The sequence below is a fragment of the Kitasatospora sp. NPDC051170 genome (genome assembly GCF_044455705.1).
Taxonomy (GTDB): domain Bacteria; phylum Actinomycetota; class Actinomycetes; order Streptomycetales; family Streptomycetaceae; genus Kitasatospora.
The window spans coordinates 326,904-347,968 of the sequence record NZ_JBITFA010000002.1 but is presented as its reverse complement, the minus strand read 5'-3'; the positions used below and the strand labels follow the sequence as shown (position 1 = coordinate 347,968).

The 21,065-nt window shown below is 72.2% G+C and carries 21 protein-coding genes and 2 tRNA genes; 4 read left to right on the top strand and 19 right to left on the bottom strand.

The features are described from left to right. Positions 1 to 81 precede the first annotated feature (81 nt). From ACIBCA_RS05165 to ACIBCA_RS05130, 8 genes are all read right to left on the bottom strand, one after another. Entirely contained in the window at positions 82 to 945 is an 864-nt protein-coding gene (locus ACIBCA_RS05165; protein ID WP_396281447.1) for a hypothetical protein, read from the bottom strand. Next, positions 935 to 1,468 carry a SigE family RNA polymerase sigma factor gene (locus ACIBCA_RS05160; protein ID WP_396281446.1) on the bottom strand — a complete coding sequence of 178 codons (534 nt, stop codon included), beginning with the start codon at positions 1,466 to 1,468 and terminating at the stop codon, positions 935 to 937. Before ACIBCA_RS05160 ends, ACIBCA_RS05165 begins: the two co-directional genes overlap by 11 nt. 105 nt (positions 1,469 to 1,573) lie before the next feature. Next, on the bottom strand, positions 1,574 to 1,879 hold the full coding sequence (locus ACIBCA_RS05155) for a hypothetical protein (protein WP_396281445.1): 306 nt from the start codon (positions 1,877 to 1,879) through the stop codon (positions 1,574 to 1,576). A 173-nt stretch (positions 1,880 to 2,052) separates the two neighbouring features. Continuing rightward, complete coding sequence (gene pth / locus ACIBCA_RS05150) at positions 2,053 to 2,631, bottom strand: aminoacyl-tRNA hydrolase (protein ID WP_396281444.1); 579 nt, start codon at positions 2,629 to 2,631, stop codon at positions 2,053 to 2,055. 171 nt (positions 2,632 to 2,802) lie between these two features. Beyond that, the gene (locus ACIBCA_RS05145; RefSeq protein ID WP_396281443.1) at positions 2,803 to 3,387 is read right to left on the bottom strand and encodes a 50S ribosomal protein L25/general stress protein Ctc; all 585 of its coding nucleotides are present in this window, start codon (positions 3,385 to 3,387) and stop codon (positions 2,803 to 2,805) included. Between the two features lie 280 nt (positions 3,388 to 3,667). Beyond that, a complete protein-coding gene (locus tag ACIBCA_RS05140; protein ID WP_396281442.1) occupies positions 3,668 to 4,645 on the bottom strand; it encodes a ribose-phosphate diphosphokinase in 978 nt (325 codons plus the stop codon). A gap of 205 nt (positions 4,646 to 4,850) precedes the next feature. Beyond that, on the bottom strand, positions 4,851 to 6,302 hold the full coding sequence (gene glmU / locus ACIBCA_RS05135; RefSeq protein ID WP_396281441.1) for a bifunctional UDP-N-acetylglucosamine diphosphorylase/glucosamine-1-phosphate N-acetyltransferase GlmU: 1,452 nt from the start codon (positions 6,300 to 6,302) through the stop codon (positions 4,851 to 4,853). A gap of 154 nt (positions 6,303 to 6,456) precedes the next feature. Next, positions 6,457 to 6,527, bottom strand: a tRNA-Gln gene (locus tag ACIBCA_RS05130). Positions 6,528 to 6,808: 281 nt separating this feature from the next. Here ACIBCA_RS05130 and ACIBCA_RS05125 point away from each other — a divergent pair. Both ACIBCA_RS05125 and ACIBCA_RS05120 read left to right on the top strand, forming a co-directional pair. Next, positions 6,809 to 7,834, top strand: a complete 1,026-nt coding sequence (locus ACIBCA_RS05125; protein WP_396281440.1) for an acyl-CoA desaturase — start codon at positions 6,809 to 6,811, stop codon at positions 7,832 to 7,834. Positions 7,835 to 8,031: 197 nt separating this feature from the next. Continuing rightward, entirely contained in the window at positions 8,032 to 8,634 is a 603-nt protein-coding gene (locus tag ACIBCA_RS05120; protein WP_396281439.1) for a TetR/AcrR family transcriptional regulator, read from the top strand. Between the two features lie 89 nt (positions 8,635 to 8,723). Here ACIBCA_RS05120 and ACIBCA_RS05115 read toward each other — a convergent pair whose 3' ends face one another. Then, the gene (locus tag ACIBCA_RS05115; protein WP_396281438.1) at positions 8,724 to 9,515 is read right to left on the bottom strand and encodes a methyltransferase domain-containing protein; all 792 of its coding nucleotides are present in this window, start codon (positions 9,513 to 9,515) and stop codon (positions 8,724 to 8,726) included. A 111-nt stretch (positions 9,516 to 9,626) separates the two neighbouring features. Between ACIBCA_RS05115 and ACIBCA_RS05110 the strand changes: the two genes are divergently transcribed. After that, entirely contained in the window at positions 9,627 to 10,124 is a 498-nt protein-coding gene (locus ACIBCA_RS05110) for a MarR family winged helix-turn-helix transcriptional regulator (protein WP_396281437.1), read from the top strand. A 73-nt stretch (positions 10,125 to 10,197) separates the two neighbouring features. On the opposite strand, the gene ACIBCA_RS05105 is transcribed toward ACIBCA_RS05110, so the two are convergent. The 5 genes from ACIBCA_RS05105 to ACIBCA_RS05085 all read right to left on the bottom strand — a co-directional run bounded on the left by ACIBCA_RS05105 (position 10,198) and on the right by ACIBCA_RS05085 (position 13,916). After that, positions 10,198 to 11,154 (bottom strand): LuxR C-terminal-related transcriptional regulator, encoded by a 957-nt coding sequence (locus ACIBCA_RS05105; protein WP_396281436.1) that lies wholly within the window; start codon positions 11,152 to 11,154, stop codon positions 10,198 to 10,200. Between the two features lie 216 nt (positions 11,155 to 11,370). Then, positions 11,371 to 12,333 (bottom strand): UDP-glucose 4-epimerase GalE, encoded by a 963-nt coding sequence (gene galE, locus ACIBCA_RS05100; RefSeq protein ID WP_396281435.1) that lies wholly within the window; start codon positions 12,331 to 12,333, stop codon positions 11,371 to 11,373. 154 nt (positions 12,334 to 12,487) lie between these two features. Then, a complete protein-coding gene (locus ACIBCA_RS05095; RefSeq protein ID WP_396281434.1) occupies positions 12,488 to 13,156 on the bottom strand; it encodes a LuxR C-terminal-related transcriptional regulator in 669 nt (222 codons plus the stop codon). A 156-nt stretch (positions 13,157 to 13,312) separates the two neighbouring features. Further along, a tRNA-Thr gene (locus ACIBCA_RS05090) sits at positions 13,313 to 13,388 on the bottom strand. Positions 13,389 to 13,469: 81 nt separating this feature from the next. Beyond that, positions 13,470 to 13,916 carry a winged helix-turn-helix transcriptional regulator gene (locus ACIBCA_RS05085; RefSeq protein ID WP_396281433.1) on the bottom strand — a complete coding sequence of 149 codons (447 nt, stop codon included), beginning with the start codon at positions 13,914 to 13,916 and terminating at the stop codon, positions 13,470 to 13,472. 148 nt (positions 13,917 to 14,064) lie between these two features. Here ACIBCA_RS05085 and ACIBCA_RS05080 point away from each other — a divergent pair, with 148 nt between their 5' ends. Then, a complete protein-coding gene (locus tag ACIBCA_RS05080) occupies positions 14,065 to 14,661 on the top strand; it encodes a flavodoxin family protein (RefSeq protein ID WP_396281432.1) in 597 nt (198 codons plus the stop codon). Between the two features lie 8 nt (positions 14,662 to 14,669). On the opposite strand, the gene ACIBCA_RS05075 is transcribed toward ACIBCA_RS05080, so the two are convergent. The 5 genes from ACIBCA_RS05075 to ACIBCA_RS05055 form a co-directional block, all read right to left on the bottom strand. Then, the gene (locus ACIBCA_RS05075; protein WP_396281431.1) at positions 14,670 to 15,989 is read right to left on the bottom strand and encodes an MFS transporter; all 1,320 of its coding nucleotides are present in this window, start codon (positions 15,987 to 15,989) and stop codon (positions 14,670 to 14,672) included. 100 nt (positions 15,990 to 16,089) lie between these two features. Continuing rightward, positions 16,090 to 17,319, bottom strand: coding sequence for a type VII secretion-associated serine protease mycosin (mycP, locus tag ACIBCA_RS05070; RefSeq protein WP_396281430.1), 1,230 nt, complete (start codon positions 17,317 to 17,319; stop codon positions 16,090 to 16,092). 16 nt (positions 17,320 to 17,335) lie between these two features. Further along, positions 17,336 to 18,580, bottom strand: coding sequence for a S8 family serine peptidase (locus ACIBCA_RS05065; protein ID WP_396281429.1), 1,245 nt, complete (start codon positions 18,578 to 18,580; stop codon positions 17,336 to 17,338). Positions 18,581 to 18,710: 130 nt separating this feature from the next. Then, the gene (locus ACIBCA_RS05060) at positions 18,711 to 20,372 is read right to left on the bottom strand and encodes a WXG100 family type VII secretion target (protein ID WP_396281428.1); all 1,662 of its coding nucleotides are present in this window, start codon (positions 20,370 to 20,372) and stop codon (positions 18,711 to 18,713) included. A 44-nt stretch (positions 20,373 to 20,416) separates the two neighbouring features. After that, positions 20,417 to 21,025 (bottom strand): hypothetical protein, encoded by a 609-nt coding sequence (locus tag ACIBCA_RS05055; RefSeq protein WP_396281427.1) that lies wholly within the window; start codon positions 21,023 to 21,025, stop codon positions 20,417 to 20,419. Positions 21,026 to 21,065 lie beyond the last annotated feature (40 nt).

Sequence of the window (21,065 nt, the reverse complement as noted above, 5' to 3'; positions counted from 1 at the left end):
CGCCCGAAGACATGACGACATGACGACATGACGAAGGGCCGGTGTCCACCCCCGTGGGACACCGGCCCTTCGCCGTCGGGGTCACCCGCCGCGGTGGACGACCTCGACGACCAGGGGGCCGTAGCGGGCCAGGATCTCCGCCCGCACGGCCTCCGCCTGCTGGGCCACGTCCACCCGCACCCCGGCGCCGTCGGCGCAGACCGCGACCCCGACGAGCGTCACGTTCCGGGGCTTCCAGTACGTCTCGGCCTCCCCGGCGATCCGGGCGGCCAGCGCGTCCAGGGCGACCCTGCTCGCGGCGGCGTCCCGGAACTCGATCCCGACCTCCGAGGAGCCCACCCGCTCCCGCACGGCCCGCTCGAAGTCCGCCGCCCCGGGCGTGCGCATGACGTAGAGCGTGCCGGGGCGGGCGTCCCCCCCGACGCACATCCCGAAGAACTGGTCCCGGTACGGGCCGACCCCCAGTTCGGCGACGGCTGCGCCGGCCCGGGAGACCGCCTCGTCGAACGGGAGCCACTTGCCGGTCGGCGAGACCGTCATCAGCCGCTGCGGGGCCATGCCCGGCATGCGCTCCTGCCCCAGCAAGGGCGCGTCCGACGGGACGGTCCTGGGGTCCGTCGGCGGGTACCACCCCGGGGTCCGCATCGAACTCGGCCCTCCCTGGCAGCCGTTGACCGGGCCGGCCGACCACCAGGGCGCCGTGGCGGTCGGCGTCGCCGTCGGCGGCGGCTCCCCGCCCCTGCCGCCGATCTGCCCCAGCACCCCCACCCCGGCCGCCAGCAGCGCCACCGAGGCCACCCCGCGCACCACGTTCTGCCGCCGCGCCCGCCGCCGCCCGGCCTCCCGCAGCGCCGCCAGCGGCGGGCTGCCGCCCACCGAGGCCGCCCTCGCACCGAGCCTGACGGCCAGCTGCTCCTCGAACCCGTCCGGCCGCTCAGCCGACATGGCCCATCAACTCCCTCTCACCGGACAGTTCCTGGCGAAGCGCCTTCATCGCCCGGGCGAGGTGGGTCTTGGCCGTGGGCAGGGAACAGCCCAGCTCCTCGGCCACCTTGATGACGGGGAGGTCCAGGTAGTACCGCAGCACCACCGCGGCCCGCTGACGCCTGGGCAGGGCCCGCAACGCCGCGGCCAGCCGCTCGTCCTCGACGCCCGCGCTCTCACCCGGGCCGTCCGGCGGTTCGGAGGTCAGCACCTCCCGCCTGGTCCGCCGCCAGCGGGAGACGTGCGTGCGGACCATCGTCGTCCGTACGTACCCCTCCGCCGCCTGCGGGTCCCTGATGGTGGACCGCTTCGGGTACACCCGGGCGAGGGCGTCGTGCAGCAGGTCGCGGGCGTCGTGGACGTCGCCCGTGATCAGGTAGGCCCCGCGCAGCAGGGCCTGGTACCGCGCCGCGACGAACTCGTCGAAGGGGTCGCCTCCGTCGCCGCCGTCGCCGCCCCCCGGACGCACCGATTCGCGCTTCATGACCCCAGGACGCCCCGCCCGTGGGAAACGGATGACATGGAAGAGGAAAAAAGGGCCGGCGCCCACGTTTCCCGTGGACACCGGCCCCGAAGAACCCGCGTACGCCTACTCGCCGACCTCGCCCGCGCGGCGGCGCTTGAGCCACAGGGCCGCGCCGCCGGCCGAGACCAGCAGGCCCCCGCCGACCGCGAACAGGCCCGCGTCGGGGCCCACCGAGTCGCCCAGGAGCGGGGCGAACTGCGCCGCCGCCGGCTCGGGGGTGGCCGCGGGCTCGGGCTCGGCGGCCGCGTCGGCGTGCGCCAACGCACCGCTCGACAGCAGCACCCCCGCCGCCCCCAGCGCGCCGACCGTGCCGACCCGCCGTCCGAGCTTCACCAGCCGGACCACCCGGCGCCGCCGAAGCAGACGCACCGGACGCAATCTCCGCATCGAGAACTCCCCAGGACTCGTTCGCGTACCAGGGCGACGCTATCCGATCCCGCACAGGGTTCTCACACGGATTCAGGTTTGGACCGGCAAGCGTTGTACGACTGTTGCGTACCCGCCACACCGTGCACATGACGACACGTCAGGCACCCGTTCGGTCAGGAGTTGTACGTCCCCTGAGCCCGCTCCAGGCCCTCGGACAGCAGCGCCTCCACGGCGTCGGCCGAGCGGTCCACGAACCAGTCCAGTTCCTTGCGCTCCGTCGAGGAGAAGTCCTTGAGCACGAAGTCCGCGACGTCCATCCGCCCCGGCGGGCGGCCGATCCCGCAGCGCACCCGGTAGTAGTCCGGGCCCAGCGACTTGGTGATCGACTTGAGCCCGTTGTGCCCGTTGTCCCCGCCGCCGAGCTTGAGCCGCAGCGCCGCGTAGTCGATGTCCAGCTCGTCGTGGACGGCGATCAGCGCCGAGGCGGGCGCCTTGTAGAAGTCCCGCAGCGCCGTCACCGGCCCGCCGGACAGGTTCATGAACGACAGGGGCTTGGCCAGCACCACCCGCCGGCCCGACAGCCGTCCTTCGGCCACCTGCGCCCGGCTCTTGTGCGCCTTGAACTTCGCGCCCATGCGCTGCGCCAGCAGGTCGACCACCATGAAGCCGATGTTGTGCCGGTTCCGGGCGTACTGCTCGCCCGGGTTGCCCAGCCCCACCACCAGCCAGGGGCCCTCGTACTCGTCCGCCATGCCTGCGGTCCTCTCCTTCGAACTCGTCGCCATCATCCCGGACGCACCGCTGCCCCGGCCGCTCCAGCGGGAGCGACCGGGGCAGCGGTCTCAGCTGTGGATCTCAGCGTGGATCTCAGCGTGGATCTCAGCTGTGGATCTCAGCTGTGGTTCTCAGCTACGGGGCGAAGCTCAGGCCTCGGTGCCCTCGGCCTCGGCGGCCTCCTCGGCCGGGGCGGCCTGGGCGGCGATGACCTGCAGCACGACGGTGTCGGCCTCGACGGCCAGGGTGGTGCCGACCGGCAGGACGATGTCCTTGGCGAGCACCGAGGCGCCGGCCTCCAGGCCCTCGACGGACACGGTGACGGCCTCGGGCAGGTGGGTGGCCTCGGCCTCGACCGGCAGGGCCTGCAGGACGTGCTCCAGCAGGTTGCCGCCGGGGGCCAGCTCGCCCTCGGTGTGGACCGGGATCTCGACGGTGACCTTCTCGCCACGCTTGACCAGCAGCAGGTCGACGTGCTCGATGGTGCGCTTGATGGCCTCGCGCTGGACGGCCTTCGGCAGGACGTACTCGTCCTTGCCCTCGATCGGGACGACCAGCAGGGCGTTCGGGGTCTTCAGCGCCATCATCAGGTCGTGGCCGGGCAGGTTCAGGTGAACCGGGGCGTGGCCGTGGCCGTAGACGACACCGGGGACGAAGCCGGCGCGACGGGCGCGACGGGCGGCACCCTTGCCGAACTCGGTACGGGTCTCGGCGGCGATGCGGATCTCGGACACGACTGCACTCCTCGTGAAATGGCGCGGGGGTGCAGGCAACGAAAAACCGCCGGGACCACACCCTCAGTACGTTCGGGGGTCACTCGGCGGCAACGACCTCTGCCGGCGGACGGGAATCCGGCACCGGCAGCGCGTCGATCACGGAGCGGGCGCCCGTAGAGCGGGCACACGGCATCCCTCGCCGAGCAGTTTCACGAGTCTAACCTCACCGGTGCGCTGACGCGAAATCGGCGGCGGCCCCGGCCCGCGAGGGGACCGGGGCCGCCACGGCGGAGCTTCGTCAGTGCACGCCCTCGAAGAGGCTCGTGACCGAGCCCTCCTCGAACACCTCGCGGATCGCGGCCGCGATCGACGGGGCGATGGAGAGGGTGGTGATCTTGTCCAGCTGCAGCGAGGCCGGGGTGGGCAGCGTGTTGGTGAACACGAACTCGCTCACCCGCGAGTTCTTCAGACGGTCCGCGGCCGGGCCGGAGAGCACGCCGTGGGTGGCCGCCACGAGGACGTCGGCCGCGCCGTTCTCGAACAGGGCGTCGGCCGCGGCGCAGATCGTGCCGGCGGTGTCGATCATGTCGTCGACCAGGACGCAGACGCGGTCCTTGACGTCACCGACCACGTCGGCCGACAGGATGGTGTTGGCCTGCGTCATGTCGCGGCGCTTGTGGATGATCGCCAGCGGCGCGTCCAGGCGGTCGCACCACTGGTCGGCCACCTTGACCCGGCCGGCGTCCGGGGAGACGACGGTGAGCTTGTCGCGGTCGACCTTCCCGCCGATGTAGTCGGCCAGCAGCGGCAGCGCGAACAGGTGGTCCACCGGGCCGTCGAAGAAGCCCTGGATCTGCGCGGTGTGCAGGTCGACGGCCATCAGGCGGTCGGCGCCGGCCTGGCGCAGCAGGTCGGCGACGAGCCGGGCGGAGATGGGCTCGCGGCCCAGGTGCTTCTTGTCCTGGCGGGCGTACCCGTAGAACGGCAGGATCGCGGTGATGCTCCGGGCGGAGGCCCGCTTCAGAGCATCGATCATGATCAGCTGTTCCATGATCCACTGGTTGATGGGAGCCGTGTGGCTCTGCATCACGAAGCAGTCCGCACCGCGCGCCGACTCCAGGAAGCGGACGTAGATCTCGCCGTTGGCGAAGTCCAGGGCCTTGGTCGGGACCAGTTCGGTTCCCAGCGCCGCAGCCACCTCCGTCGCCAGTTCCGGGTGGGCACGGCCGGAGAAGAGCTTCAGCTTCTTCTCACCCGACGTCGTGATCCCGCTCACTGCACCGTCTCCTCGCGTTGCGGACGCTGAACCCCTCAGCCCGCTCCGGGCAGGCGAGGGCCCGCGCGCAACAGGGGATCGGGGGAATTCTCGTACGCCTGGACACGGGCCGTGAGGCCCAGTGGCGCACGTATGTCCCCAAGGTTACGCGCCCGTGCGGAAACCGTCCGCCCCGGGACCTTCCCTCGGCGAACCGACCGCCCCGTCAGGCTTCCTCCGCCCCGTCCTTCGCAGCCTTCGCGGCCTGCGCCGATGCGGTCCCGGGGCGCTTGCGCTCCACCCAGCCCTCGATGTTGCGCTGCTGCGCCCGGCTCACGCCCAGTGCGCCCGGCTGCACGTCGTTGGTGATGACCGAGCCGGCCGCGGTGTAGGCGCCGTCACCGATCGTGACCGGGGCGATGAACATGTTGTCCGAACCCGTACGGCAGTGAGCGCCGATGACCGTGCGGTGCTTGTTGATGCCGTCGTAGTTGACGGTCACCGAGGCCGCGCCGACGTTGGTGCCCTCGCCGATGGTGGCGTCGCCGATGTAGGAGAGGTGCGGGACCTTGGAACCCTCGCCCAGCTCGGAGTTCTTCACCTCGACGTAGGTGCCGACCTTCGCCTTGCGGGCCAGCTTCGCGCCCGGCCGCAGATAGGCGTACGGGCCGGTGACGGCCAGCTCGCCGATCTCGGCGCTCACCGCCGTGGTGTTGCTCACACGGGCACCGGCGCCGACGAGGGTGTCGGTCAGGGTGGAGTTCGGGCCCACCTCGCAGCCCTCGCCCAGGTGGGTCGCGCCCTGCAGCTGGGTGTTGGGCAGGACGACGGCGTCGGGCTCGTACGTCACCTGCACGTCCAGCCAGGTGCTCGCCGGGTCCACGACGGTGACGCCCGCGCGCATCGCCTGCTCCAGCAGCCGGTCGTTCAGCAGCCGGCGGGCCTGGGCGAGCTGGACCCGGTCGTTGATGCCCAGGATGTCCCGGTGGTCCTCGGCGACGACGGCACCGACCCGGTGGCCGGCCTTGCGCAGGATCTCCAGGGTGTCGGTCAGGTACTCCTCGCCCTGGGAGTTGTCGGTGGTGAGCTCGGCCAGCGCCTCGGCGAGCAGCTTGGCGTCGAAGGCGAAGACGCCGGAGTTGATCTCGGTGATCGCCCGCTGGGTGTCGCTGGCGTCCCGCTCCTCGACGATCGCGGCGACCGTGCCGTCCTCGTCCCGCAGGATGCGCCCGTACCCGAAGGGGTCGGGGACGACGGCGGTCAGCACGGTCACGCCGTTGTCCTGCGCCTCGTGCGCCCGGGCCAGCCGGCGCAGGGTGTCGACGGTGAGCAGCGGGGAGTCCCCGGCGGTGACGATCACGGTGCCGTCCAGCACGACGCCGTCCCCGGCGAGCGCCTCCAGCGCCGTACGGACGGCGTGGCCGGTGCCCTTCTGCTCCTCCTGCACCACCGCGCGCGCCTGCGGGTGATGGGCGGCCAGGTGCTCCTCGACCTGCTCGCGCTGGTGCCCGACGACGACGACCAGCTGACCGGGGCTCAGCTCTCCGGCGGCCGAGACGGCATGACCCACCAACGAGCGCCCACACACCTCGTGCAGGACCTTGGGCAGCTTGTTGGACTTCATCCGGGTCCCGCCACCGGCGGCGAGCACGACAACGGCGGCAAGCGACTTGGCCATGCGGGGAGGCTCCTCAATCGGTTCACAGCGAGGGCGGATCGGCCTGGGGTGCGAATCCGCACAGATGCCCTGGCCATTCGAGGATAGTGCGAGGCGGCCGGCTCGAACGCCGGGCCCTCGACGTGCGGATTCCCGCCCGTGGCCGTTCGGAGTGCTCCCGGAGGAGGATTCGAACCCCCATAAGCTGGACCAAAACCAGCTGTCCTGCCCTTAGACGATCCGGGACCGCACAGCCGCCCACAGTCACTCCCGGCGGCGCGCTCGCCCAAGACTACGGCTTGACGGGCCTCACATCTACCACCCGCCGCCAACCGTCCCGCCCGATCCGGAGCGAACCTCACGGCGTCGAACCGACACGACGGTTCATCCATCCAGTCGGGTGAATTCACTCAAGCGCCGCGCGGCGGTGTGTTCCCACGACCACGGAGCGCAACCTACGATGCCGTAGGTTACGCGAACGTAGCCTCCGCTCCTCTCCCGTTCCGGGACGCCGCAAAGGGACGCCCATGACCATCCAGGCCGGCGAGGCGCGCGCGGGGTCCCCCGCGCTCCCCACCCCCTCCCCCGACCCCTCCCTCGACCCCTCCCTCGATCCCTCCAGCGACGAGGCCGCCGACGCCGCCCAGCTGTCCGCCACCCGCGGCGGGGAGCGCCAGGGCTTCGCCGAGCGGCTCGCGCTGGTGCTGTTCATCCTCGTGCCCTTCGCCGCCCTGCTGGCCGCCGCCCCGGTGGCCTGGGGCTGGGGGCTCGGCTGGACGGACGTCACGATCGCCGTCGTCATGTACTTCCTCACCTGCCACGGCGTCACCGTCGGCTACCACCGCTACTTCACCCACGGCGCCTTCAAGGCGAACCGCCCGATGCGCCTGGCCCTGGCCATCGCCGGCAGCCTGGCCGTCGAGGGCCCGCTGGTGCGCTGGGTCGCCGACCACCGCCGCCACCACCGCTTCAGCGACAAGGACGGCGACCCGCACTCGCCCTGGCGCTACGGCGAGACCGTCCCGGCCCTGATGAAGGGCCTGTGGTGGGCCCACATGGGCTGGATGTTCGACGAGGAGCAGACCTCTCAGGCCAAGTACGCCCCCGACCTCGTCGAGGACCCGGCCATGCGGCGGATCTCCCGGACGTTCTGGCTCTGGACCCTCATCTCCCTGCTGCTGCCCGCGCTGGTCGGCGGCCTGGTGACGCTCTCCTGGCAGGGCGCGCTGTCCTCCTTCTTCTGGGGCTCGCTGGTGCGCGTGGCGCTGCTGCACCACGTCACCTGGTCCATCAACTCGATCTGCCACGCCATCGGCCGGCGCCCCTTCCGCTCCCGGGACCGCTCCGGCAACGTCTGGTGGCTCGCGGTCCTGTCCTGCGGCGAGTCCTGGCACAACCTGCACCACGCCGACCCGACCGCCGCCCGGCACGGGGTGCTGCGCGGGCAGATCGACTCCTCGGCCCGGCTGATCCGCTGGTTCGAGCTGGCCGGCTGGGTCCGGGACGTCCGCTGGCCGGACGCGCAGCGGATCGCCGCCCGCCGCGCCGCATGAGGCGGCGCTTCCAGCATGATGTAGGGGTGAACGGGAGCAGCGCAGACAGCACAGGCGGTCACCACAGCACGCGGACGGACGCGGCGCCCGATGCGGCGCCCGCCCGTCCGCGCGCCGCTGCACCGACGGGGGCCGTCGACGGGGGTACGGAGCGGGGCGGGGCCGCGGCCCCGCGCCGGCGCGGCGGGCGGGTCCGGATGACGGGCAAGCAGCGGCGCGAGCAGCTGCTGGAGATCGGCCGGACGGTCTTCGCGGAGCGCGGCTACGACGGCACCTCGGTGGAGGAGATCGCCGAGCGCGCCGGGGTGTCCAAGCCGGTGGTGTACGAGCACTTCGGCGGCAAGGAGGGGCTGTACGCCGTCGTCGTGGACCGCGAGATGCAGCTGCTGCTGGACATGGTCACCGGGGCGCTGACCGGCGGGCACTCCCGGGAGCTGCTGGAGCAGGCGGCCTTCGCGCTGATGGACTACATCGACACCTCGACGGACGGCTTCCGCATCCTCGTCCGGGACTCGCCGGTGGCCCAGTCGACCGGCACCTTCGCCTCGCTGATCAGCGACATCGCCACCCAGGTCGAGGACATCCTCGGCCTGGAGTTCAAGTCCCGGGGCTTCGACGCGCGGCTGGCCCCGATGTACTCGCAGATGCTCGTCGGGATGGTCGCCCTGACCGGCCAGTGGTGGCTGGAGGTCCGCAAGCCGGACAAGGCGACGGTGGCGGCCCACCTGGTGAACCTGGCCTGGCACGGGCTGGAGGGCCTGGAGCGGCACCCGAACCTGGTCGGCGACCGCAAGGCCTGAGCCCGGGGCCGCGTCGGCCCTCGGCCCCCACGGCGTCGGCCCTCGATCCCTACCGGTCTCGCCGGCGTCGGCCCTCGGTCCCGCCCGCGTCAGCCCTTGGTCCCCACGGCGAAGATCCGCCGGAACGGGAACACCGTGCCGTACTCCCCGGCCGGGTACGCATCGCGCAGCAGCCGCCCGTACTCGGCGAGGAAGTCGGCCCGGTCGGCCGGGTCGGCGAGCCGGGTGAGGACGGGGCGCAGTGCGGTGCCCTTGACCCACTCCAGGACGGGGTCCTCCCCCGGGAGCAGGGTGCAGTAGGTGGTCTCCCAGACGTCGGCCTGGCAGCCGGCGCCGGCCAGGGCCTCGAGGTAGCGCTCGGGCCGGTGGACCCCGGCGCGTACGGCCTCCACCCCGAGCGCGTCGCGCCAGCGGGCGCTGCGGCGCAGGTCGGCGAGCAGGGTGTGGCTGGGGGCGTCGAAGTTGCCCGGCACCTGGAAGGCGACGACCCCGCCGGGGCGCAGGGCGTCGGCCCAGCGCGTGAGCACGGCCAGGTGCCCGTCCACCCACTGGAGGAGGGCGTTGGAGAAGACCAGGTCGGGAGCGGCGGGGGCCGGGTCGTAGTCACGGGCGTCGGCGAGCAGGTACTCGGCGCGGGGCTCGCCCTCGGCGCGGGCGGTGGCCAGCATGGGGGCGGAGGAGTCGACGCCGGTGAGGTGGGCGTCGGGCCAGCGCTCGCGCAGGGCGGCGGTGGAGTTGCCGGGGCCGCAGCCGATGTCGAGGAGCACCTCGGCGCCGGGGTGCGGAAGAGCGGGGACGCGAGCGAGCAGGTCGCGCAGCGGACGGTTGCGTTCGTCGGCGAAGCGCAGGTACTGAGCCGGGTCCCAGACGGGGGTGGCCATGGCGCACCTCTCATGTATCTCGATATCAAGATATCCACATGTAGCCTTGCTGGCACATTTCTCGATGTCAAGAGACTTCACATCGACACATCCACCGATACACTGATCGTCATGGAGGACGAGGTCGACAGGCTGGTCGCAGCGTGGCGCCGGGAGCGCCCCGACCTCGACGTGGAGCCGCTAGAGGTACTCAGCCGGGTCAGCCGGCTCGCCCGGCACCTCGACCGTGCCCGCCGCACCGCCTTCGCCGAGCACGGCCTGGAGCCCTGGGAGTTCGACGTCCTGACCGCCCTGCGGCGGGCCGGCTCCCCGTACCAGCTCTCCCCCGGCCAGCTGCTCACCCAGACCCTGGTCACCTCCGGCACCATGACCAACCGGATCGACCGCCTCACCGGCAAGGGCCTCGTCAAGCGGCTGCCCGACCCGGACGACCGGCGCGGCGTCCTCGTCCGCCTCACCGACGACGGCCGAGACCGCGCCGACCAGGCCCTCGCCGGACTGCTCGTCCACGAGCGCGAACTGCTCGCCCAGCTCACCGCGGGCCAGCAGGGCGAACTCGCGGCCCTGCTGCGGCTGCTGGTCGCGCCGTTCGACAACTTCCCGGGCTGACCCGGCCGTTCGGCTTCCTCGGCCTCCTCGGGCTCTTCCGTGTTCAGCCGTGCTCAGCCGTGCTCTTCCGTGCTCAGCCGCGCTCGGAGCTGCTCGCCACCGGCTGCGTCGGCGCGGGCGCGGCCGGCTCGGCCGGACTGACCCCGGCCCGGCGGGCGACCGCGACGGCGGCCAGCGTGGAGTGCACGCCCAGCTTGCCCAGCACGTTCTGCATGTGGGTGCGGACGGTGTGCGGGGACAGGTAGAGCCGCTCGGCGACGGCCTGGCGGCCCAGGCCCGCGACCATGCAGCGCAGGATCTGCTTCTCGCGCGGGGTCAGGGTGTCCACCAGCCGCTCGCTCTCGGTGCGGTCGCGCCGGGCGGTGGTCAGCTCGCGGATCACCCCGGTCAGCAGGGCCGGCGGCAGGTGCGTCTCGTCCCGCAGCACGCCCCGGACCACGGCGAGCAGCCGGGCCAGCGAACTCTCCTTCGCCACCCAGCCGGTGGCCCCGGCGTGCAGGGCGCGGGCGGCCCGGTGCGGGTCGTCGGCGGCGGCCAGCACGACGGCGCGCAGCCCCGGGTGGGCGCGGCGCAGCCGGCCCAGCAGGGTGATGCCGTCCGAGGCCGGGGGCGCCGGCCTGAGCTGGTCGGCCCGATGGGTCTCGAGGCGGGAGGTCTGGGCGCGCAGCGCGTCCCCTGGGTGTCCGCCGGCCGGCGGGGCGCATCCGGGCGGGGCGGCCGGGCGGCGCGGCTGCGGCACCGCCGGTGCCGGGCGCCGCCGTACGCCCGGCGGGCCGGGCTGGCCCGGTGCGACGGCCGGGCCGGAGGAGGGCGGCAGCGCCGGAGCTGCGCCCTGGGAACCGAGATCGGCGTCGATCAGCACCACGTCGTAGGCCCGCCCCTCACCGGCGGCCCGCTCCAGGGCCCGCTCGGCGGCGGCGGCACTGCCGGCCGCGCCCACCTCCACGTCGGGTTCGGCGGCCAGTGACGCGGCCAGTGCCTCGGCGAAGATCCGGTGGTCGTCCACCACCAGGACCCGAATCCGCCCCATCCTCAGTTCCCCCCTGCTCAGACCGTCCGAGCCGGCCGTCCCGGCCGAAGGGCACCCGCCCCCACCGGTGCCGCCAACAGCGTACGGGCCGGGAAGGGCGCTCGTGGCGGTTTGGTGAAGTTTCGTCAGGAGGTACCCAAGTGAACGGTGTTGACCGTTTCGGGAAAGACCGAGGGCGCCGCCCCCGGGTGGGGAGCGGCGCCCTCGGCGGCCGGATCAGCTGCCGTTCTTCTCCAGGGTGAACTTCCAGGCGTCGGCCACGATGTCGTCCAGGTTCGGGCGGCGCGGCGTCCAGCCGAGGGCCTCGTGGGCGCGGGCGGCGGAGGCGACCAGCACGGCCGGGTCGCCGGCGCGGCGGGCGGCGACCTGCACCGGGATCTCGCGGCCGGTGACGCGCTTGACCGACTCGATCACCTCGCGCACCGAGAAGCCGCTGCCGTTGCCCAGGTTGCAGATCAGGTGCTCGCCCGGCTTGGCCGCGTCCAGCGCCAGCAGGTGGGCGTCGGCGAGGTCGGCGACGTGGATGTAGTCGCGGATGCAGGTGCCGTCCGGGGTCGGGTAGTCGTCGCCGTAGACCGCGATGTGCGGGCGCTGACCCAGCGCGGCCTGGAAGACCAGCGGGATCAGGTGCGACTCGGGGTCGTGCCGCTCGCCGTAGGCGCCGTACGCGCCGGCCACGTTGAAGTAGCGCAGGGAGACGGCGGCCAGGCCGTGGGCGACGGCCTCGCCGGTGATCAGGTGGTCGACGGCCAGCTTGGTGGCGCCGTAGGTGTTGGTCGGGGCGGTGCGGGCCGTCTCGGCGATCGGCACGGCCTCCGGCTCGCCGTAGGTCGCGGCGGTGGAGGAGAACACCAGCCTGCGCACGCCGGCCTCGCGCATCGCGCTGATCAGCTCCAGGGAGCCGGCCACGTTGTTGCGCCAGTACTTCTCCGGGTCCACGACCGACTCGCCGACCTGGGAGGAGGCGGCGAAGTGCAGCACGCCGTCGAAGGAGCCGTCCAGCACCTTGCCGGCCTCCTGGATGCGCCCCTCGACGAACTCGGCACCCGCCGGGACGCCCTCGCGGAACCCGGTGGAGAGGTCGTCCAGGACGGTCACCTGGTGACCCGCCTCCAGCAGGTGGGCGGCCACCACACTGCCGACGTAGCCGGCGCCACCCGTGACCAGGTACTTACTCATGTCAAGACCTCCAGCGCGCGACGACGACCCGCCCCTTCGGCGGCGCCGTCGACGAAGTGCGAACGACTGGGGCCATTCTCCCTGTCCGTCGGAGTGCTCCGGACCACATCCGCGGGCCCGGTGCGGCTCCGGGTCTCCCGGCCCCGTCCGCCGCTCAGCTCCCGGACATCCGCTCCAGCAGGCCGGTGCGCGCCGCCACCGCGGCCGCCTCCAGCCTCGTACGCGCGCCGAGCTTCATCAGCACCCGCTGCACATGGGTACGGGCGGTGCTCGCGGCGATCCGCATCCCGGCGGCGATCGCCGCGGTGTCCTCGCCGTCCGCGATCCGGCCCAGCACCTGCACCTCACGGCGGGTCAGCAGCCGCAGCAGCCGCACGGCCTCGTCGTCCGGCTCGACGACCGGGCGCAGCAACTGGTCGAAGGCCCCGCGCAGCACGTCCACGGCGACGGCGGCCTCGCCCGCGCGGGCCCGTCCGATCGCCCGCTCGACCACCTCGATCCGCTCGTCGCTGGGCACGTAGCCCGCCGCGCCGGCCGCGAACGCCCCTGCCACGCCGCGCAGTTCACCCACCGGGCCGAGCACGATCACCGCCACCTCGGGGCGCTCGCGGCGGATCCGGCGCAGCCCGTCGAAGGCCCCCGGCTCCCCCGGCGCCGCCACGCCCAGCAGGCACACCTCGGGCCGGCGCCCCGCCACCAGGTCGGCCGCGGTCGCGGCCGGGGTGCCGACCGCCAGCACCCGGTGGCCGCGCAGTTGCAGCGCGGTCGCCAACGCCTCCGCCAACAGCCGGTGGTCGTCGACCACCACGAGTCGAACGCCCATGACGCCTCCAGGTCGGGGCCCGGCCCGAGCCCGCGCCCCTCGGGCGGGCGGGCGGCCGATGACGCACCATCACAGCGCATTCCGTACCCGACCTGCCAGACCTCTGCACCACGGCGGAACGCGAAAGACCCCCGCCGTGAGGCGGGGGTCTTCATGTGGAGCCCCCATGCGGAATCGAACCGCAGACCTTCTCCTTACCATGGAGACGCTCTACCGACTGAGCTATAGGGGCTTGCCGGGCGTTTCCGCCGGGCCGGTCGAACAAGGAAGACATTACACGGCCGCCGGGGCGGAAGGGAAATCGATCCCGGCCCTACGGCCCGTCGGGGGCGTGCGCCGCGTCGAACTCCTCGCGGGCGGCGAGCATCTGCCCGGTGCGCAGCTCCGTCCAGCGGCCCAGCGGCTCGAGCAGTCCGGCCAGCTCGCGGCCGAGCGGCAGCAGGTCGTAGACCACCCGCGGGGGCGTCTCCGGGAAGACCGTGCGCAGCACCAGGCCACTGCGCTCCAGGGTGCGCAGCGACTGGGTGAGCATCTTGCGGCTGACCCCGCCGACCCCGCGCTGCAGTTCGGAGAACCGCTGCGGGCCGCAGGTGACCAGGCTCATCAGGATCAGCATCGACCACTTGTCGGCCAGCTCGGCGAACACCGCGCGGCTGGGGCAGAGCTGGGCGAACACGTCGTGTTCGAGCACCGGCTCCTCGGTCTCCCTCGTCTCTCCTCGCCCGGTCGTCGCGACCCGGGCGGCTTGCGCCGTCGTCATGCCGTCCAGAGTAGTCCTTCGGTCTCCAATCCACCCTTGGTTACTGATGGAGACCTGGTCTATATTGGAGACCATCGAGGCGGGGCCCGCTCCCCGCGTCCGTCCTCCGCCGTTCCTCCGCCGTTCCTCATCGCCCGGGAGTGCCCACATGACCGCCGTCCGTCCGACCGTCGCCCTCGCCTACCACTCCGGCTACGGCCACACCGCCGTCCTCGCCGAGGCCGTCGCCCGCGGTGCCGCCGCCGGCGGAGCCGAGGTCGTGTCGATCGCCGTCGACACCATCACCGAGGAGCAGTGGGCCCAGCTCGACGCCGCCGACGCGATCGTCTTCGGCTCCCCCACCTACATGGGCACCGCCTCCGGCGCCTTCCACGTCTTCGCCGAGGCCACCAGCAAGCGCTGGTTCACCGACGCCTGGAAGGACAAGGTCGCCGCCGGCTTCACCAACTCCGCCTCCAAGAGCGGCGACAAGGCCGGCACCCTCGGCTACTTCCAGACCCTCGCCGCCCAGCACGGCATGAGCTGGGTCAACCTCGGCCTCAAGCCCGGCTGGAACGCCACCACCGCCAGCGAGGACGACCTCAACCGCCTCGGCTTCTCCAACGGCGCCGCCGCCTCCTCCCCCACCGACGCCGGCCCGGAGGCCGTCCACAAGGCCGACATCGCCACCGCCGAGCACCTCGGCGAGCGCGTCGCCCGGCACACCGCCGTCCTCCTCGCCGGCCGGGCCGCCCTCTCCGTCTGATCCGTGCTTCAGGCCGCCGGGTCCGCGTTCAGCGCGGGCGCCCGGCGGCCCGCCGCCGCCAGCTCCGTACCGCCCGTCTCCGGCAGCAGCCGCAGACAGGCGAGCGCCACCACGCCCAGCCCCGCCAGGTACCAGCCCACCGGCTGCGCCGTCCCGCACGCCTCCGTCAGCCTGGTCGCCACCAGCGGTGTCGTCGCCCCGCCCACCACGCCGCCCAGGTTGTACGTCAGCGCCGCGCCCGTGTAGCGCACCCGCGTCGGGAACAGCTCCGGCAGGAACGCCGCCACCGGCCCGAACATCGCCCCCAGCACCAGCATCGCCCCGACCAGCGCCACGAACACCAGCGGCCGGCGCCCGCTCTCCAGCAACGGGAACAGCAGCAGCGACCACGACCCCGCCAGCGCCGTCGCCCACCCCAGCGTCCGCCGCCGCCCCCACCCGTCACTGCGCGAGGCGCTCAGCCACACCGTGCCACCCATGCCCAGCGCGCCCACCAGCAGCACCGACAGCACCATCGTGCTCCCCAGGCCCAGACCGGTGGACGCGTACGCCAGGGCGAAGGTGGTCGTCAGGTAGAACAGCGCGTACCCCACGGTGATCACCCCGCAGCCCGCCAGCACCCGCCGCCAGTGCCCCCGCAGCACCTCCGCCAGCGGCAACCGCACCCTGCGGGCGCACTCCTCCCCACGGAACACCGGCGACTCCTCCAGCCGCAGCCGCACGAACAGCCCCACCGCCACCAGCGCCAGCGAGGCGACGAACGGCACCCGCCACCCCCAGTCCCTGAACGCCCGCTCGCTCAACCCGAGTTGCAGCGCCAGGAACACCCCGTTCGCCAACACGAACCCCAGCGTCGGCCCCAACTGCAGGAACCCCCCGTACCGCCCCCGCCGCCCCGCCGGCGCGTTCTCCGCCACCAACAGCGCCGCCCCACCCCACTCCCCGCCCAACCCCACGCCCTGACACACCCGCAACACCACCAGCACCCCCGGCGCCCACCACCCCCACACCCCGAACCCCGGCAACACCCCCACCAGCGCCGTCGCCACCCCCATCAGCAGCAGCGACACCACCAGCACCGCCCGCCGCCCCACCCTGTCCCCGAAATGCCCGAACACCACCGCCCCCAACGGCCGCGCCAGGAACGCCACCGCGTACACCGAGAACGCCGCCACCAACGCCCCCACCGCACCGAGGCCGGGAAAGAACACCGGCCCGAAGACCAGCGCCGCCGCCGTCCCGTAGATGAAGAAGTCGTAGAACTCGATCGCCGTCCCGACCAACGCGGCCACCGCCGCCCGCCGCACCTGCCCATCCTTCGCACTCATACCGCCACCCTCCCGACCCCGCCGCGCCCACCACCAGCCCCCGGCCGGGTGAGCCCGATGCGCCCGGTGCGGCTCGCGCCCCCGCGCGCGACCGCGCCTCCTACCGCGCGGCGGTCGACCCACGCCTCCGCCGCCGGACGGCGAACACCACGCCGGCGGCCACGGCCAGGGCCGTCACCACCGCGCCTGCGGCGATCGGCAGGCCGACACTCCCGCCGGAGCCTCGCGACGCATCGACCTTGGGCATGCCGCTGGGGGTCGCCGCCGCCGAACTCGGCGTGCTGGACGGCGTGGTGGAGGGTGTGGTGGAGGGTGTGGCCTGAGCGATCGGAAGCGGCGGAACATCCGCCGGGCCGGGATCGATCGGAGCCGTCAGGGCGATCCAGGGCCGTACGGAGCCGTATCCGAGGCGGTCCGTACGCGCAGGCCCGCCCTTCGGCCCGTCAGCCGTGTCGATCAGCACCCGCAGAACCTGGTTCGCCGTCCACTCCGGATGCGCCGACCACACCAGCGCGGCCGAGGCGGACACCAGGGCCGTCGCGTCCGAGGTGCCGTGACTCCGGCAGTAACCGGAGGGCGCGGTGCAGGCGGCGATCAGATCCTTCCCCGGCGCCACGAAGGCCACCTGCGGCCCGTACCCGGACTCGTCCGTCGCCGTGCCGTCCCGATCGGCCGCCCCGACGCCGACGACTCCCGGCAGAGCCGCCGGGATCTCGACCGGATTGCCCTTCTGTGCGTCGTTGCCGACACTCGCGACCACGAGAACGCCCTTCGCCCGCGCGGCGGCGACGGCGCTTCGCAGGGTGGCCACGTCCTCCGGCGACGTCACCGCCTCACTCATCGCCTGCGAGATGCTGACGACCTCGGCGCCCTGGTCGGCCGCGTAGGTGATGGCCGCCGAGAGCTGTCCCGTGAAGGCGGACGGGACGAGCGACTCGACCGTCCCATTGTTGATCTTGAGGGGAAGCAGCTTCACGCCGGGCGCCAGACCCTGGGCTCCCGTCCCGCCCAGGCCCTTGCCCGTCCCCGCGATGAGACCGGCCATCCCGGTACCGTGCCCGTCCGGGTCGGACCCGACGCCGCCGGAGCTGCCGCTGAAGTCCCTGCCGGGGAGGAACTGGCCTGCCAGGTCCGGGTGTTGCAGGTTGAACCCGCCGTCGATCACGGCGACGGTGATGCCCTGCCCCCTGGTCGCCTTCCACATCTCCTGCGCGTGCATCGCCTCCAGATGCCACTGCTGCTGCCGAATGGTGTCGGCGGCAGCAACCGGCCCAGCCACCACCACCGCCGCCACCACCAGCGCCCCGACCGCAGCCCGCCAACACTTCACGACTCCCCGCCCCGGCCTACGGGTTCGGCGGGTAGACGGCACCCTTCCGCCGCCGCACCACGACGAACACCACACCCGCGACCACCACCAGCCCGGCCACCACACCCCCGACGATCGGCAGCACGCTCCCGCCCGAACCCGACGACGCGTCAGCCTTCGGCTGCGAGGGCGGCGCCCCCACCGCCACGTCGGTCTCGGTGGGACTCGGCCGCGAGGACGGAGTGGCGGATGCACTGACGGTCGGCGACGGCACGGCAGTCGGCGGAGCCGAGTCGGCTGACAGCGGGGACTTGTCCGCCGGCCCGGGGTCGCCCGGGGTCACCAAGGCGATGCGGGGTCGGACGGCACCGTATCCGAGGTAGTCCGTGCGGTCGGACCCGCCACTCGGCTTGCCTGCCGTATTGATGAGAACGCGCAGGATCTGATTCGCCGTCCACTCCGGGTGCACCGACCACACCAGCGCTGCCGACGCCGAGACCAGGGCAGCCGAATCCGAGGTCCCGTGGCTCTTGCAGTACCCGGTCGAACCGGTGCACGCCGCAATCATGTCCATACCTGGCGCGACGAGCGTGACCTGCGGGCCGGACTCCGACTCGTCGGTCGCTTTCCCCTCCCGGTCCGTGGCGCCGACCCCGACCACATTGGGGAGGGCGCCCGGGTACTCGACCGGATTCCCCACCTGAGCATCGTTTCCGACGCTGGCCACCACGAGAGAGCCCTTGGCCCGCGCCCAAGCCAAGATCTTGTTCAGGTTCGCAACATCGGCGGCATCAACCGGGGCCGCTCTGGTCCCCAGAGAAATATTGATGACCTTGGCGCCGTGCTCGACTGCGTAGGTGACGGCCTGCCCGATCTGGTCCAAGAAATCGTGATCGGGCACTGAACCTCCAGCGCCGGTGTCAATCTTCAAAGGAAGAATCTTGGCACCTGGCGCGAGGCCGTAGGCCCCCTTTCCCCCATTGGCGCGGCCCGTTCCTGCGATGAGGCTCGAGATCCCCGTTCCGTGCCCCTCGACATAGGACCCGACTCCCCCCGAGCCTCCGCTGAAGTCCTTACCCGGGAGAAACTGCCCAGCCAGGTCCGGGTGATCCAGTTTGAATCCACCGTCGATGACCGCGACAGTGATGTTCTCCCCCTTCGATGTGTTCCACAGCTCGGGGGCATGCATCGAATCCAAGTGCCACTGATCCCCGCGGATCGAATCGCCGGCGAAGGCGGGTGCCACAGCCGGGCACACCACCGTTCCGACCCCCAGAAGCATCGCAGTCACGACACGCCAACGCAGTCGCACGCTCAATCGCCCCACCACAACTCCCTTGCCTACTAAGCGTGCCCTGAACAGGTCTGCCCGGCCGCCGGGCGAGCCCAGCGGCCGGGCAGTGATTGCCGTCCTACTCAATCACGTCCGGGTTGCTGTACGGAGTACCGCTGGTCCAGGTCTCCTCGTCCTCGTGCAGATAGTCCGCGCGCTTGCGACGGTCGCGCTCGTTCCTACCGCCGTGGCCGGCCATGCCCGGGGCCATCATCCCGTTCTGCCCCCGTGCACCGCCCTCGGCAGCTCCAGCTCCCGCACGGTTACGCAGGCCCGTGCCACCCGGCGTGAACTCACCACTGGCGGCAGGCCCCTTACGGCCGCCGACCACACCGCCCGGGGTCGAGGTCAAGCCCCTTCCCCTCGATCCACCGCCGCCGCCTCCGGCACCGTGACCGCCCATGGGGTGCATCCCACCCATGGGCATTCCACCTCGATTACCTCCAGCCGGCCCGGCCTCATTGAGACCGAACACCTTCCCGACCGGAAGCGCGGGCGCGCCAGGACTTCCGGGCCCCTTGGCGCCGCCGAACGGAACCGGCCGGGTGGAGCCCGAACCACCGCCCTTCACCGGGACGGCCCCGGGCCCGCCCCCGACAGGGAAGCCCGGGCCCTGAGCACCCGTCGGGTACCCGCCCGGAATCCCCGGCCCGCCGCCAGGGGAATTGAGCCCGCCACCCTGATAGATAGGAGTGGAACCCGGGCCATCCGGCGTCAGCGGCCCACTTCCGGGAATCGTCGGGTTCGGCAGGGTCGACGAAGGCGGCAGGCTGTCGATGCCTGTGCCAGTGGGATCGATGGGGCTGGATGGCGACGAGGGCGATCCCACCGATCCGGGGTCCTGCGGCAGCGGCGCCTGCCCGCCACCGTGCGGAGGGATCGACCCTGCTCTCCCTGAGGTCGATTCCCAGGAACCCGTTCCCGGCTCACGGTAGGAGACCGAGCTGCCAGCGTAGTTGGCAGTGGACGCTTGGTAGCTCCCTCCGGTGCTGCTGCTGCCACGACGCGGGCGGCTGACGTAGCCGCCGGAACCGCCCCCATAGCCGCCACCGTTCGGGTAGTCAGAGCTGCTGTACTGCTTATTGCCTTCTCCAGGCGTCCCCGGCAGCACCACATTGTCGCCGAGCCCGGTCAGCGTCGTCGTCGCCGCCGAGTACGCCTGGCCCAGCTTCTCCATCTGGTGGATGGCGTCCTGGTGCGCCCTGTAGACCTGGCTCTCGCTCGCCTTGAACATCGCGTCGGTAACCCACGGATTGCCGTCGAGCGCCAGCTTGCCCTTCATCGCATCGTCGATCTGCGCGGTGTTCGGATTTCCGGGATCATTCGGGTTGGTGCTGAACAGAAGAATGCCGTTGACGACCGAGGGGAGGGGCTGCTGCGTTCCGCGCCTCAGCACCTGGCGCTGCGCGTCCCTCGGAAACTCCGGCATGCCGGCCTTGACGCTGCTGAGCATCTCGCCGGCCTGGTGCATGGCCGTGCCCGCATTCGCCGCATAGGCACCGAGCTTCTCGGCGGACTGCTGCAGGTTGCCTGCCCAGGTCTTGAAGTTCTCGCCGGCCTGGCCTTCCCAATTGACGTTGCCGAGATGCGACTTGAGCGCCGCGCTCAGCTCGCCCAGCACGCGTCCGGCCGCCTGTAGCTGCTGACTCCGGCTCAGCACGAGCGAAGGCTGGGTGCTCGTGACCATCGCGATGAGTTGCTGGTGGGTCTTGTCCGCGAAATTCGTCGTTCCGTCCGACACTGCCTACTCCCCGTATCCCCGTGTCTCTTCAACCCACCCAGCCGTCAGCTGGCAGCCGTCTGGTTCCTGTCACCGCTCGACGCGGGCGGCGCAGCCGCATTGGCGGCGACCGCCTTCTGCGCTGCCGTCGTGTGGTCCTCGTTGGACGCGTAGTTGCTCGCCGACTTCGAGACCGAGTCCTGCATCGCCTTGATCTGTGCGGCGAAGTCCTTGTGCAGCTTGGCGAGTTCCTTGTGCACCTTGTCGTACGCCCCGGTCAGCACGGTCGCCTCGGTGAAGCCCTCTCCGAGGTGCGGGCCCTCCACCTTCTGCTGCTGCACCTTGTACGGCGCGGCGGCGGATCCCTCCATCGCCAGCAGCAGGGCCTCGATCTTCTTCGCGAAGGTCGTCAGCGTGTCGATCTCGACCTTGACGTCGTGCTTCCCGAAGGCGTCCACCAACTGCTTGGCGCTGGTGTCCGTCTGCCCCGTGCTGACGACCGGAGCGACGTTGACCTTGGTCCCGCCGTAGATGGGCACGCCCATGGGGATGACGATCTGACTGTCCAGCAGGTATGGCGCGTCCTCGGCCGACCCTCCTGGGTCCGACGGCGCCGCCGGTGCGGGCGGCGTCTTGCTTTCCCAATCCCCGAGCACCTTGTCCGGATCTGCCACAGCAGTTCACTCCTCCCCCGTACGGACGCTCCCCCGGACC